This is a genomic window from Delftia sp. S65 (assembly GCF_016516495.1).
Taxonomy (GTDB): Bacteria; Pseudomonadota; Gammaproteobacteria; order Burkholderiales; family Burkholderiaceae_C; genus Comamonas; species Comamonas acidovorans.
The window spans coordinates 92,706-105,106 of sequence record NZ_JACVUR010000003.1; the positions used below are offsets into that span (position 1 = coordinate 92,706).

Annotated in this window: 13 protein-coding genes; 10 read left to right on the plus strand and 3 right to left on the minus strand. The window is 66.2% G+C overall.

Translation table 11 applies throughout. From position 1 onward, the window contains the following. Positions 1–12 precede the first annotated feature (12 nt). Both IAE24_RS04120 and IAE24_RS04125 read left to right on the plus strand, forming a co-directional pair. Positions 13–843 carry a MetQ/NlpA family ABC transporter substrate-binding protein gene (locus IAE24_RS04120; protein ID WP_013801689.1) on the plus strand — a complete coding sequence of 277 codons (831 nt, stop codon included), beginning with the start codon at positions 13–15 and terminating at the stop codon, positions 841–843. 95 nt (positions 844–938) lie between these two features. Further along, entirely contained in the window at positions 939–1,487 is a 549-nt protein-coding gene (locus tag IAE24_RS04125) for an NADPH-dependent FMN reductase (RefSeq protein WP_012206394.1), read from the plus strand. Positions 1,488–1,578: 91 nt separating this feature from the next. Here IAE24_RS04125 and IAE24_RS04130 read toward each other — a convergent pair whose 3' ends face one another. Further along, positions 1,579–2,067 (minus strand): hypothetical protein, encoded by a 489-nt coding sequence (locus IAE24_RS04130; protein WP_199959782.1) that lies wholly within the window; start codon positions 2,065–2,067, stop codon positions 1,579–1,581. 334 nt (positions 2,068–2,401) lie between these two features. Next, positions 2,402–3,040, minus strand: a complete 639-nt coding sequence (locus tag IAE24_RS04135) for an FMN-dependent NADH-azoreductase (RefSeq protein ID WP_012206392.1) — start codon at positions 3,038–3,040, stop codon at positions 2,402–2,404. 176 nt (positions 3,041–3,216) lie between these two features. Between IAE24_RS04135 and IAE24_RS04140 the strand changes: the two genes are divergently transcribed. The 7 genes from IAE24_RS04140 (at position 3,217) to IAE24_RS04170 (ending at position 9,831) form a co-directional block, all read left to right on the plus strand. Further along, positions 3,217–4,146 carry a LysR family transcriptional regulator gene (locus IAE24_RS04140; protein ID WP_199959780.1) on the plus strand — a complete coding sequence of 310 codons (930 nt, stop codon included), beginning with the start codon at positions 3,217–3,219 and terminating at the stop codon, positions 4,144–4,146. 115 nt (positions 4,147–4,261) lie between these two features. Further along, positions 4,262–4,921, plus strand: a complete 660-nt coding sequence (locus tag IAE24_RS04145) for an RBBP9/YdeN family alpha/beta hydrolase (RefSeq protein ID WP_013801694.1) — start codon at positions 4,262–4,264, stop codon at positions 4,919–4,921. A 158-nt stretch (positions 4,922–5,079) separates the two neighbouring features. Beyond that, positions 5,080–6,081: a sulfate ABC transporter substrate-binding protein gene (locus tag IAE24_RS04150; protein WP_013801695.1), complete on the plus strand. Its 1,002-nt coding sequence runs from the start codon at positions 5,080–5,082 to the stop codon at positions 6,079–6,081. 74 nt (positions 6,082–6,155) lie between these two features. Continuing rightward, complete coding sequence (cysT, locus tag IAE24_RS04155; protein ID WP_013801696.1) at positions 6,156–7,061, plus strand: sulfate ABC transporter permease subunit CysT; 906 nt, start codon at positions 6,156–6,158, stop codon at positions 7,059–7,061. A 1-nt stretch (position 7,062) separates the two neighbouring features. Next, positions 7,063–8,061, plus strand: a complete 999-nt coding sequence (gene cysW, locus IAE24_RS04160) for a sulfate ABC transporter permease subunit CysW (protein WP_083571227.1) — start codon at positions 7,063–7,065, stop codon at positions 8,059–8,061. Between the two features lie 37 nt (positions 8,062–8,098). Beyond that, positions 8,099–9,226: a sulfate/molybdate ABC transporter ATP-binding protein gene (locus tag IAE24_RS04165; protein WP_013801698.1), complete on the plus strand. Its 1,128-nt coding sequence runs from the start codon at positions 8,099–8,101 to the stop codon at positions 9,224–9,226. 98 nt (positions 9,227–9,324) lie between these two features. Next, a complete protein-coding gene (locus tag IAE24_RS04170) occupies positions 9,325–9,831 on the plus strand; it encodes a disulfide bond formation protein B (RefSeq protein ID WP_012206385.1) in 507 nt (168 codons plus the stop codon). Between the two features lie 4 nt (positions 9,832–9,835). On the opposite strand, the gene dhaL is transcribed toward IAE24_RS04170, so the two are convergent. Next, positions 9,836–11,632: a dihydroxyacetone kinase subunit DhaL gene (dhaL, locus tag IAE24_RS04175; protein ID WP_199959778.1), complete on the minus strand. Its 1,797-nt coding sequence runs from the start codon at positions 11,630–11,632 to the stop codon at positions 9,836–9,838. Between the two features lie 294 nt (positions 11,633–11,926). Here dhaL and rpiB point away from each other — a divergent pair, with 294 nt between their 5' ends. Further along, positions 11,927–12,400: a ribose 5-phosphate isomerase B gene (gene rpiB / locus IAE24_RS04180; RefSeq protein ID WP_012206383.1), complete on the plus strand. Its 474-nt coding sequence runs from the start codon at positions 11,927–11,929 to the stop codon at positions 12,398–12,400. The last annotated feature ends 1 nt before the right edge of the window (position 12,401 follow it).

Here is a 12,401-nt window from a genome sequence, read left to right on the forward strand (position 1 = left end):
AAGGACTCCGACATGACCGCATCCCTTTCCTTCGTGCGCCGCCATCTGCTGGCCTCGGCCGCCGCCCTTGCCGCTGCCAGCGTGCTGGCGCTGCCCGCCCACGCCCAGGCCGACAAGAAGCAGCTGGTGATCGGCGGCACGGCAGGCTCCAACATCGACCAGCTCAAGCAGGGCATCGTGCCGCTGCTGCAAAAGAAGGGCTACCAGGTCAAGCTGGTGGAGTTCAACGACTACGTGCAGCCCAACCTGGCGCTGGCCCAGGGCTCGCTGGATGCCAACTTCTTCCAGCACCGTGTCTACCTGCAGAAGTTCGCGGCCGACCAGAAGCTGGACCTGGTGGAGCTGGTGCAAGGCCCCATTGCCCCGCTGGGCGTGTATTCCAAGACCCGCAAGACCCTGGCCGAGGCCAAGGAAGGCGACCGCGTGACCCTGCCCAACGACCCGAGCAACCTGGCGCGCGCGCTGGTGCTGCTGGAGCAGGCCGGGCTGATCAAGGCCAAGCCCGGCATCGATCCGCTGCGCGTGTCCGAAAAGGACCTGGCCGAGAATCCGCGCAAGCTCAAGTTCATCCCGCTGGAAGCCGCACAGCTGCCGCGTTCGCTGGGCGACACCGAGTACGCCATCATCAACGGCAACTTCGCCATCTCCTCGGGCCTGAAGCTGACCGAGGCCGTCTCGCTGGAAAAGACCCCCGACCACTACCTGAACGTGGTGGCCATCAAGAAGAAGGACCAGGGCACGGCATGGGCCAAGGACCTGGCCGAGGTCTACCGCTCCGCCGAATTCAAGGCCGTGGTGGACAGCAAGTTCCAGGGCTACGCCAAGCCCTCCTTCCTACAGTGAGCCCGCTGAAGGCGGCCACATAATGGCTGCTTGCGGGAGGTGCCCCTCCCGCCTCTTTTCCGCCCGTTTCCCGCCATTTCCTCCAGGAGCAATGCATGAGCCAGATCAAGGTCGCTGTCATCGTGGGCAGCCTGCGCAAGGATTCCTTCAACCGCAAATTCGCCGACGCCATTGCGCGCCTGGCGCCCGAAGGCCTGGTCTTCGAGCAGGTCGCCATCGACAACCTGCCCCTGTACAACCAGGACCATGACGGCAATGAGGTGGACGTGGTCAAGCAGTTCCGCGCCCAGATCCAGTCGGCCCAGGCCGTGCTGTTCCTGACGCCCGAGTACAACCGCTCGATTCCCGGTGTGCTCAAGAACGCGCTGGACCAGGGCTCGCGCCCCTACGGCAAGAGCGTCTGGGCCGGCAAGCCCGCTGCCGTGGCCGGCGTCTCCGTGGGGGCCATCGGCACGGCGCTCGCACAGCAGCATCTGCGCAATGTGCTGGCCTACCTCGACATGCCGACGCTGGCCCAGCCCGAGATCTTCATCCAGGCCAAGGACGGCCTGTTTGCCGAAGACGGCTCTATCGGCGCCGGCAGCCGCGACTTCGTGAACGGCTTCGTGCAGAAGTTCGCTGCCTGGGCGCGCAAGCACCAGTGAGCGGTGCGGCAAGGCCGCTCAAGACACAAAAAAGCCCGGCAATGCCGGGCTTTTGCGTTGCGGCTCCTGTGAGCGCAGAGGTCAGGAAGCGTCAGGAAGCGGGAGAAGGGTTGGCAATCGCCGCAGCAGGGCGTGCGGCGGACGATGCCTTCTCGCGCGCCTGGGCCTGGTCGATGGCGTCGATGATCACCACGCCCGTCGACTTGACGCCGGGCGCCGAAAAGCCCGCACCGGGCGTCACGCCGGGATGGGCCAGCAGCTTGCGCGTCATTTCCTGGTTCAGCTGCTGCTGGCTGGGCTTGGCGGGGGTGGGCGCTGCGGCGGGCTGCTCGGGCTCCTCGGGCGCAGGTGCCTCGTCGGTGTTGCGCACATAGCTGCGGTACACGCGCGAATTGAGCTGCTCCTGGTCCTGCTCGCGCTGGTACTGCATGAACTGGTAGACGCCGATGCCCACCACGGTAATGGCCAGCAGGGACACGGCGATCACCGTGATCACCAGGTTTTCATCGGACGGCGGGCGGACATGGACATGGACAGGGCCGCGGGGCCGGGCATGGGGACGGTGGCTTGTGGCTGGCATGGATGGAAGGCAGTGAATGCAATAAGGCTGCCTGGATATCGGCAGGTCCGCCGTCCTTCTGAAATACAGACGGTTCGTGTCGGACAAAGCCGCGAATAGGGCGGTGATGGTTCAGCCTACCAGCTTCGTGTGTCTGCGAAAGCCCATCGCGCATTGCTTTTTTCAAAGGAGGTGCAGAGGCGGATACCTCTTTTATTCGCCACAGTCCATTGGGAGCATTCCGGACGGCCCGGCACGTCCGCGCCGTGCTTCTCCAAAAGCAAAAGCGCCTGGGCCGAAACCCAGGCGCTTGTCCATTCATTGAGCAGGCAGCCCCTGCGGGCTGCAATGGCCCTCAGGCGGCGATGGCCGCTTCCTGATTGGCGGCAGCCGCTGCACGCACGATGTCGCTGCGGGCCGATTCCAGGGCCTTGGCCTTGGACTCATCGCCCATGGCCACGCCTTCTGCGCGCACGATGCTCACATCGGTGATGCCCAGGAAGCCGAACACCGTCTTCAGATAGCTTTCCTGGTGCTCCAGGGCCTGGCCCATTTCGCTGGTGGAGTACACGCCGCCGCGCGTGGAGGCCACGATGACCTTCTTGCCCTTGGCCAGGCCTTCGGGGCCGGCTGCGGTGTAGCGGAAGGTGCGGCCGCCCTGGGCGATGCGGTCGATCCAGGCCTTGAGCTGGCTGGAGATGGTGAAGTTGTAGAACGGAGCGCCGACCACGACCACATCGGCCGCCAGGAACTGGCTCACCAGGGCTTCGGAGATGGCGTTCTGTGCGCGCTCGGCTTCCGTCGTGGCGGCCTGGCCGGTGCGAAAGCCCATGGACACTGCGTTCAGGTGGTCGGGGGCGTTCACGGCCAGATCCAGGTATTCGACCTTGGCGCCGGGGTTGGCGGCGACCAGGGCAGCAACGGTCTGGGCGGTCAGCTGGCGGGACACCGAAGCGGCGCCGGTGATGGAAGAGTCGATGTGCAGCACTTGCATGGAAAAGCTCCTGAGATGTCGGTTGGGATCGCGGTTGGGATCGGCCACTCGGGAAAGCTTGTAGGGCCGACGATGGGATCAATTGTGAATTTGGACAGAGTCTTTGATAAGCCGCCGAAATTGCGATAGATTGTCCTGAATTTGCAGTCAATGAGCACAGGGGAGGGACGCGCGACATGATGGATCTCAACGACATGCTGTACTTCGCCGAGGTGGTGGAGCGCGGCGGCTTTGCCTCTGCCGGGCGGGCGCTGGGCATACCCAAGTCGCGGCTGTCGCGGCGCGTGGCCGAGCTGGAGGCCCGGCTGGGCGTGCGCCTGCTGCAGCGCACCACGCGCAAGCTCTCGCTGACCCAGGTGGGCGAGGCCTATCTGCGCCACTGCCAGGCCATGCGCGATGCGGCCCTGGCCGCCGCCGACACCGTGGCCGAGGTGCAGACCGAGCCGCGCGGCACCATCCGCGTGAGCTGCCCCGTGACCCTGGCCCAGACCGTGCTGGGCGAGCTCATGCCCCAGTTCCTGCAGCGCTGCCCGCTGGTGCATGTGGAGATGCAGGTGACCAACCGGCCCGTGAACCTGGTGGAGGAGGGCATCGACGTGGCGCTGCGCGTGCGCCCCAGTCTGGAGGACAGCGGCTCCATGGTCGTCAAGCGGCTGGATGTGGCGCGCCAGATCCTCGTGGCCAGCCCGGAGCTGCTGGAGCGCCAGGGCACGCCGAGTGCACTGGCCGACCTGCAGCACCTGGACAGCATGTCCATGTCGGCGGTGGATGGCCAGTCCAGCCTGCTGCTGGTCGGCCCCGAAGGCCGCGAGCAACGCCTGCAACTGCAGCCGCGCTATGTGGTGGATGACCTGCTCACGCTGAAATTCGCGGCGCTGGCCGGCAGCGGCATGTGCTGGCTGCCTGACTACATGTGCCACGAGGAACTGGCCGAGGGCCGGCTCGTGCACCTGCTGCCGGGCTGGGAGCCGCCCCAGGGCATCGTGCACGCGGTCTTCCCCTCGCGGCGCGGCCTGGCGCCGGCCGTGCGGCATTTCCTGGACTTCCTCGGCGAGACCGTGCCGGGGCGCAACAGCCATGCCACGCGCGAGCCGGCCGGACGCTAGGGTTGGGTTGCACCTCGCCACGCCATAAGAAAACAACAAAACGTTCGTTGGGATAGTTGGCGGTGTTCTCCACAATCGGGGCCCATGTCCAGCAATGGACAGTCCAGGAGAACCCATGAATCCCCACCGCATCATCATCGTGCCCGGCTGGCGCAACTCCGGTCCTGACCACTGGCAAAGCCTGTGGGCGCAGCAGCTGCCGCATGCCGAGCGCGTGGAGCAGGACGACTGGCTGGTGCCCCACCGCGATCCCTGGGTGGCCGCGCTGGAGCAACTGGTGCTGTCCCGGCCCGAGCCGGTGGTGCTGGCCGCCCACAGCCTGGGCTGCATCACGGCAGCGCACCTGGGCCCCGAGGCCAGTGCGCGCGTGCGCGGTGCGCTGCTGGTGGCGCCGGCCGATCCCGAGCGCCGTGCCCAGCTGGCCGACTTTGCGCCCGTGCCCTATGCGCCGCTGCCGTACCGCAGCGTGCTGGTGGCCAGCAGCAACGATCCCTACTGTCCGATCCGCCGGGCCGGCGCCTATGCGCGGGCCTGGGGAAGCGAGTTCGTGCGGCTGCAGAACGCGGGGCACATCAATGTCGAATCGGGCTTTGGCGACTGGCCCCTGGGCCTGGCGCTGCTGCAGTCGCTGATGCAGGGCGACAGCTGGCAGCCGGCCCAGCCCCGGCCTGCCGTGCGTTCGCCGCGCTCGCCGCGTCCGCCACGTGTGGCGGCTGCGCATGCCTCCGTCTCTGCGGGCACTGGCGCTGGCGCGCCATGGGCTGCCGGCCTGTGATGGGCCGGCGGGGGGCCGCGGGCAGGGCAGGTCCTTTATATGGTGACAGGCCATTAACAAACAAAAATATATTCTTTTGAGTTTTAAGTCAGCGTTCGCACAATGTGACTGTCTGTGAATACACCGCAGAGATGTCCACTAATAAAAGGCAGCGAACCATGCATTCTTTGAAGCTCAAGACTTTGTTGGCCACCCTGGCGCTGGCCGCCGCGGGAACGGTATCGGCGCAGAACCAGCTGCTCAACGTCTCCTACGACGTGGCACGCGAGTTCTACAAGGACTACAACGCCGCCTTCGTCGCCCACTACAAGAAGACCAAGGGCGTGGACATCAAGGTGGACCAGTCGCACGGTGGCTCCAGCGCCCAGGCGCGCGCCGTCAACGACGGCCTGGCCGCCGATGTGGTGACCTTCAACACCACCACCGACGTGCAGTTCCTGGCCGACAGCGGCGTGGTCGCCAAGGACTGGGCCAAGAAATTCCCCAATGACGCCTCGCCCACCACATCGACCATGCTGTTCCTGGTGCGCAACGGCAATCCCAAGAACATCAAGGACTGGAGCGATCTGATCCGTCCCGACGTGAAGGTCGTGGTGGTCAATCCCAAGACCGGCGGCAATGGCCGCTACGCCTACCTGGCGGCCTGGGGTTCGGTGCGCGAGAAGGGCGGCACCGACGCGCAGGCAGCCGAGTTCGTGCAGCAGCTCTACAAGAACGTGCCCGTGCTGGGCAAGGGCGGCCGCGACGCGACCAGCATCTTCCTGCAGCGCAACATCGGCGACGTGCTGATCACCTTCGAATCCGAAGTGGTCTCCGTGGACCGCGAATTCGGCAAGGGCAAGGTCGATGCCGTCCATCCCTCGGTGTCCATCGTGGCCGAGAACCCCGTGGCCGTGGTCGAGCGCACCGTGGCCAAGAAGGGCACGGGCCAGCTGGCGCACGACTACCTGGCCTGGTTGTACTCCGACGAAGCCCAGGAAATCGCCGCACAGCACGCGCTGCGCCCCCGCTCCGAGGCCGTGCTCAAGAAGCATGCCGATGTGTTCAAGCCCATCAAGCAGTTCACCGTGGCCAAGTATTTCGGCTCGCTGTCCGAAGCCCAGAAGGTGCACTTCAACGACGGCGGACAGTTCGACAAGATCTACGTCCCCGGCAAGTAAGCACGCAAGCAGGCATGAAGGCGGCGCAGTCCGCCTGAGGCCCCCTCCCCACACTGGCTGATTTGGAATCCAACATGGTGTCTGCCGTTCCGACCAGCCCAAGGCCTGGCGCCGACGCTCCTGTGCCCGCACCGTCCGGTGCGGCGCGCAAAGGGCGCGGCGCCAAGCGCGTTTTGCCCGGCTTCGGGCTGACCTTGGGCTATACGCTGTTTTATCTGAGCCTGATCGTGCTGATCCCGTTGTCGGCACTGCTGTTCAAGACCTTCTCGCTCACCTGGCCCCAGTTCTGGGAGGCCGTGGCCTCGCCGCGCGTGCTGGCCTCGTACCGGCTGACGTTTGGCGCCTCGTTTGCGGCGGCCTGCGTGAACCTGGTGTTCGGCCTGCTGATCGCCTGGGTGCTGGTGCGCTACAAGTTCCCGGGCAAGAAGATCGTCGATGCCCTGGTGGACCTGCCCTTTGCCCTGCCCACGGCCGTGGCCGGCATTTCGCTGACCGCCTTGCTGGCCGGCAACGGCTGGGTGGGCCAGTACCTGGAGCCCTACGGCATCCAGCTGGCCTTCAACCCGAACGGCGTGGTCATTGCGCTGATCTTCATCGGCCTGCCCTTTGTCGTACGCACGGTGCAGCCGGTGCTGGAAGACTCCGAGAAGGAGCTGGAAGAGGCTGCCACCAGCCTGGGCGCCTCGCGCTGGCAGATCTTCTACAAGGTAATCCTGCCGGCCATCACGCCCGCGCTGCTCACGGGCTTTGCCATGGCCTTTGCACGCGCCATCGGCGAGTACGGATCGGTCATCTTCATCGCGGGCAACATGCCCATGATTTCTGAAATCACACCGCTGATCATCATCGGCAAGCTGGAGCAATACGACTACGCAGGCGCCACGGCCGTGGCCGTGGTGATGCTGCTGTTCTCCTTCGTGATGCTGCTGGTCATCAACGCGCTGCAGGCATGGCAGCGCAAGCATTCGGGAGGGGCTTGAGATGGCGTTGTCTCCACAGGAAGCATTGCTTCTCAAGATCATTGGCGCGGTGCTGGTCGCCGTGCTGGTGCTGTACAGGCTCACCGCGCCCCCGAAGGGCCGGCGCGAAAAGCTCACCACCACCGAGCCGCGCGCCGTGCGCTGGATTCTCACGGGCATTGCGCTGATCTTCATCGGCCTGTTCCTCGTGCTGCCGCTGGCGGCCGTGTTCACCGAGGCGCTGCGCAAGGGCTGGGACGCCTATGTCGCCGGCCTGCAGGAGCCCGATGCCTGGTCGGCCATCAAGCTGACCCTGATCACGGCGCTGATCGCCGTGCCGGTGAACCTGGTGTTCGGCGTGGCGGCGGCCTGGTGCATCGCCAAGTTCGAGTTCCGGGGCAAGGCCTTTCTGATCACCCTGATCGACCTGCCGTTCTCGATCTCGCCCGTGGTGGCGGGCCTGATGTACGTGCTGGTGTTCGGTGCCCATGGCTGGTTCGGCCCCTGGCTGGCCGAGCATGACATCAAGATCATCTTCGCCGTGCCCGGCATCGTGCTGGCCACCATCTTCGTGACCTTCCCCTTCATCGCCCGCGAGCTGATCCCGCTGATGCAGGCGCAGGGCAGCGACGAGGAGCAGGCCGCCATCGTGCTGGGTGCCACGGGCTGGCAGACCTTCTGGAAGGTCACCGTGCCCAACATCAAGTGGGGCCTGCTGTACGGCGTGATCCTGTGCAATGCGCGTGCCATGGGCGAGTTCGGCGCGGTGTCGGTGGTCTCGGGCCACATCCGCGGCCAGACCAACACCATTCCGCTGCATGTGGAGATCCTCTACAACGAGTACCAGTCCGTTGCCGCCTTCGCTGCCGCCTCGCTGCTGGCCCTGCTGGCGCTGGTGACCCTGGTCATCAAGTCGGTGGCCGAGTGGCGTGCCGAGCAGCAGGCCAAGGCCGCTGCCGACCTGCCTCCCGAGCGCCCCACGGCGTCTTCCCAGGCATCCCAGGTGCCGCAGGTGTCCTGAACCCCGGCCCCGACCAGACAAAAGCAAGAGCAAGACCATGAGCATTGAAATACGCAACGTCAGCAAGCAGTTCGGCGATTTCCAGGCCCTGCGCGATGTGAGCCTGGACATCCAGTCCGGCGAACTCATCGCACTGCTCGGCCCCTCGGGCTGCGGCAAGACCACGCTGCTGCGCATCATCGCGGGCCTGGAGACGCCCGACGTGGGCAGCATCCACTTCAGCGGCGAAGACACCACCGATGTCCATGTGCGCGAGCGCAACGTGGGCTTCGTGTTCCAACACTACGCGCTGTTCCGCCACATGACCGTGTTCGAGAACGTGGCCTTCGGCCTGCGCGTGAAGCCGCGCAGCCAGCGCCCCAGCGAGGCCCAGATCCGCGAGAAGGTGATGAGCCTGCTCAAGCTGGTGCAGCTGGACTGGATTGCCGAACGCTTCCCGTCCCAGCTGTCGGGCGGCCAGCGCCAGCGCATTGCCCTGGCCCGCGCCCTGGCGGTGGAGCCCAAGGTGCTGCTGCTCGACGAGCCCTTCGGCGCGCTGGATGCCAAGGTGCGCAAGGAGCTGCGCCGCTGGCTGCGCCGCCTGCATGACGAGCTGCACGTGACTTCCATCTTCGTGACCCACGACCAGGAGGAGGCACTGGAGGTGGCCGACCGCGTGGTCGTCATCAACCAGGGCCGCATCGAGCAGGAGGGCACGCCCCAGCAGGTCTGGGACAACCCGGCCACGCCCTTCGTCTACGGCTTCCTGGGCGATGTCAACCTGTTCAAGGGCCGCGCCAGCGATGGCCGCGTCTACCTGGACGACGGCACCCAGCTGGACAGCCACGACGCCAAGGGCGCCAGCGACAGCAAGGCCTTCGCCTATGTGCGCCCGCACGATCTGGAGGTGGAGCGCTACTCGCCCGGCCAGAACCTGGACGTCCAGGGACGGCCCACGGGCATCGTCGTGCAGCTGGCCCGCGCCATCGTCGTGGGGCCCATTGCGCGCCTGGAACTTATTCCATCGGAGAGCACCGAAAGCACGGACAATGCCGAAGAGGGTGGCCTGATCGAGGCGCAGATTCCTGCGCAGCAGTTCAGGGACATGGCCCTGCGCGAGGGGGAAACCCTGGTGGTGACACCGCGCCGTGCCAAGGTGTTTCTGGACGAGGCGGCTGGCATCTGACGGCGCGGCAACGGCTTCCTGCACCCGCTGAACAGGGCTGCAGCGCCGGGCCGGCGCCGCAGCCCTGATTTCATTCAACCGGGTGACGAAAGACAAGAATGCTTCAATGGTTTGACAACGCTCCGCGCCGCATCCTGGCGCTCATCAGCCTGGCCTGCGTGGCCATGCTGGCCTTCGGCATGTATCTGCAGCATGTGGTCGGGCTGGAGCCCTGCCCGATGTGCATCGTGCAGCGCTATGCATTGATCGGCGTGGCCCTCTTCACGGGCCTGGGCAGTGTGCGCGGCGGCCGTGGCTGGCTGATCAGCTGGGGCGTGCTGGCGCTGGTGGCTGCAGGCTTTGGCGCCTTCGTCGCCGCGCGCCAGAGCTGGCTGCAGTGGTATCCGCCCGAGTTCGCCACCTGCGGGCGCGACTTCTACGGAATGATCGAGAACTACTCCATCAGCCGTGCCGTGCCCATGATCTTCCGTGGCTCGGGCGACTGCGCCGCCGTGGACTGGAGCTTCCTGGGCGGCTCCATCGCCAACTGGTCTTTCATCTGCTTCGCCATCATGAGCGTGGCCGTCTTGGTGCTGCTGGTGCGCGGCGCTGCCCGCAGGCGCTGAGCCCCTAGGCTGAGGCTTGCGCCAGTCGCCGCTGCAGCGACTGGGACATGGTGCTCAGGATGAGCCAGCAGGACGTGGCGCCCGCGTCCAGCACGCCGATGGAGCGCGGCCCCAGCCGGGCCGAGCGCCCGATGCGGGCCTGCAGGTGGCGCGTGGATTCCTTGCCCGCCTCGGCCGCGGCCTCCATGGCCTGCAGCGCCTCGCGGAAACCGGCGCCGGCCTGCAGCGATTGCCGGTAGGCCTGCAGGGCCGGGGCCAGCGTGTCGATGAGGGTCTTGTCGCCCACCTGGGCCTTGCCCATCTCCTGCACTTCGGCGACGGCCCGCGCCAGCGCCTGGCCGAACAGGATGGCATCCATCTCCTGCTCCGGCCCAAGAACATCGGCGAAGCCTTGGAAGAAGCTGCCGTACAGCGGGCCCATGGAGCCGCCGATATCGTCCATCAAGGCCTGGGACAGCTGCTGCAGCGCCGCAGGCAGCTGCGCTGCCTGGCTGGCGTCCATGGCATCGAGCCGTGCGCCGCAGCCGGAAAAGCCCTTGGCCATGTTGATGCCGTGATCGCCATCGCCGATCAGGCCGTCGATCTCGCTCAGGAACTCCCGGTGGCCGACGATGGCCGTGATCAGTTCACGCACGATGCTGCCCGCGCCATCGAGCGCAATGGCCGGCCCTTGGCTGGTGCGCCTTGCGGCTTGGGGGCGGGCGGTTTGTGCCTGTTCCTGCGCCTGCGCCGGCGTCCTTGCCGGAACAGAGGGCGGCGTTGGAATGGCCTCCTGCGGCTGGGGCGGCAGCCCGCCGGCCAGGGTCAGGGCGACTGACTGGCAGGGCGCCTCGAGGCAGGCCAGCAGCTCGTCGTCCAGCTGCATCAGCGTGAGTGTGATGCCCATCATCTCCAGCGACGTGAAGAGATTGCCCACCAGCCGGAAGGCCACCTGAATGCCGCGTTCTTGCAGGCGCCGGGCCACCTCGCCATAGAGGATGTACTGCTCCATCAGCGGCGTGGCGCCCAGGCCGGACAGCAGCACGGCCACGCGGTCGCCCGGGGCGAAGGGCAGGTCGGGCAGCAGGGTGTCCAGCATGCGCTCGGCCATATCGGCCGCCGTGGCCGTGCGGTGCACGGACATGCCGGGCTCGCCATGGTGGCCTATGCCCACTTCCATGCTGCCGCGCTCGATATGGAAGTTGGCCTTGCCCACGGCGGGAATGGTGCATGCCGACAGGCCGATGCCGATGCTGCGCGTGCGGGCCATGGCGTGCCGGGCGATGGCGATGACTTCGTCGAGGCTGGCGCCCATGGCCGCCCGGGCGCCCGCCACCTTCCACATCAGGATCTCGCCGGCCACGCCACGGCGGCTGGCCTCGTCGCCCCGCGCGGCTGAAGGCACGTCGTCGTTGGCCACCACGGTCCTGACCGCCATGCCTTCGGCCGCGGCCATCTGCACGGCCATGGCAACGTTCATGTTGTCGCCCGCGTAGTTGCCATACAGGCAGGCCACGCCGGCGCCGCCATCGGCTGCGCGCATGGCGTCGTAGAAGCTTCTGGCCGTGGGGGACGAGAAGACCTCGCCCACGGCGGCGGCGTCGCACAGGCCTGCGCCCACATAGCCCAGAAAGGCCGGCTCGTGCCCCGACCCGCCGCCCGTCACGATGCCCACCTTGCCCCTGCGTGGCGCGCCATGCAGGCGCACGACGCGGGCATTGCCGGCGTCGATGCGCAGGGTGTCGCCATGGGCGGCGATCCATCCCTGGAGCATGTCCTCCACCACCCGGTCGGGGTCGTTGATCACGCGGTTGGTCGTCATGCCTTTGTCTCCTCCAGGTGCAGTCGCGGCGGGTGTGCCGAGCACTGTTCATATGATCATTGAATGGTCATTTTTGATTTGTTGAAATTGGCATGTCAATGCCTTTTGGCTATTCAATAGCCAAGGGAAAACGATAGGATTTGATGGATTTTGTAGAAAATTCAACAGGTTATGTATTCATCTTGCCGACTCACATAGCTATCGTTGTTTGACAACTGCTCTTCGATTGAGAAGACTCTCAAAAAACATTGATCAAATGATCATGTGATGGTCTTTTGTAATGAAAGGGATGACATGAAGCTGGCCATCGGCTGCGACGAAGCCGCCTGCGACCTCAAGAACGCCGTGAAGCAGCATCTGCTGGCCCAGGGCCACGAAGTGGCCGACTTCGGCACGCACGACGGCGAGCCGGTGCTCTACCCCGACATCGGCATCGCGGTGGCGCAGGCCATCGTCCAGGGCCGCCATGAGCGCGGCGTTCTCCTGTGCGGCACGGGCATAGGCATGGCCATTGCGGCCAACAAGGTGGCAGGCATCCGCGCCGCGCAGGCCCATGACACCTATTCGGCCGAGCGCGCCAGCCGCAGCAACGACGCGCAGATCATCACGCTGGGCTCGCGCGTGATCGGGGTGGAGCTGGCCAAGGCCATCGTGGACCGCTTCCTCGCATCGCGCTTCGATGGCGGCAGCTCGGCCCTGAAGGTGGATGCCATCACCGGCTTCGAACGCTCGCAGGCCGCCGCGGCCGGGCGCGGGCAGGGCGCGTGAC

Coding starts and splice junctions, on each gene's coding strand:
- IAE24_RS04165 (WP_013801698.1), top strand. CDS start 8,099: ATGAGCATTGAAATACGCAACGTCAGCAAGCAGTTCGGCGATTTCCAG.
- IAE24_RS04125 (WP_012206394.1), top strand. CDS start 939: ATGAGCCAGATCAAGGTCGCTGTCATCGTGGGCAGCCTGCGCAAGGAT.
- rpiB (WP_012206383.1), top strand. CDS start 11,927: ATGAAGCTGGCCATCGGCTGCGACGAAGCCGCCTGCGACCTCAAGAAC.
- IAE24_RS04140 (WP_199959780.1), top strand. CDS start 3,217: ATGATGGATCTCAACGACATGCTGTACTTCGCCGAGGTGGTGGAGCGC.
- IAE24_RS04135 (WP_012206392.1), bottom strand. CDS start 3,040: ATGCAAGTGCTGCACATCGACTCTTCCATCACCGGCGCCGCTTCGGTG.
- IAE24_RS04130 (WP_199959782.1), bottom strand. CDS start 2,067: ATGCCAGCCACAAGCCACCGTCCCCATGCCCGGCCCCGCGGCCCTGTC.
- IAE24_RS04145 (WP_013801694.1), top strand. CDS start 4,262: ATGAATCCCCACCGCATCATCATCGTGCCCGGCTGGCGCAACTCCGGT.
- IAE24_RS04120 (WP_013801689.1), top strand. CDS start 13: ATGACCGCATCCCTTTCCTTCGTGCGCCGCCATCTGCTGGCCTCGGCC.
- IAE24_RS04170 (WP_012206385.1), top strand. CDS start 9,325: ATGCTTCAATGGTTTGACAACGCTCCGCGCCGCATCCTGGCGCTCATC.
- IAE24_RS04150 (WP_013801695.1), top strand. CDS start 5,080: ATGCATTCTTTGAAGCTCAAGACTTTGTTGGCCACCCTGGCGCTGGCC.
- dhaL (WP_199959778.1), bottom strand. CDS start 11,632: ATGACGACCAACCGCGTGATCAACGACCCCGACCGGGTGGTGGAGGAC.
- cysT (WP_013801696.1), top strand. CDS start 6,156: ATGGTGTCTGCCGTTCCGACCAGCCCAAGGCCTGGCGCCGACGCTCCT.
- cysW (WP_083571227.1), top strand. CDS start 7,063: ATGGCGTTGTCTCCACAGGAAGCATTGCTTCTCAAGATCATTGGCGCG.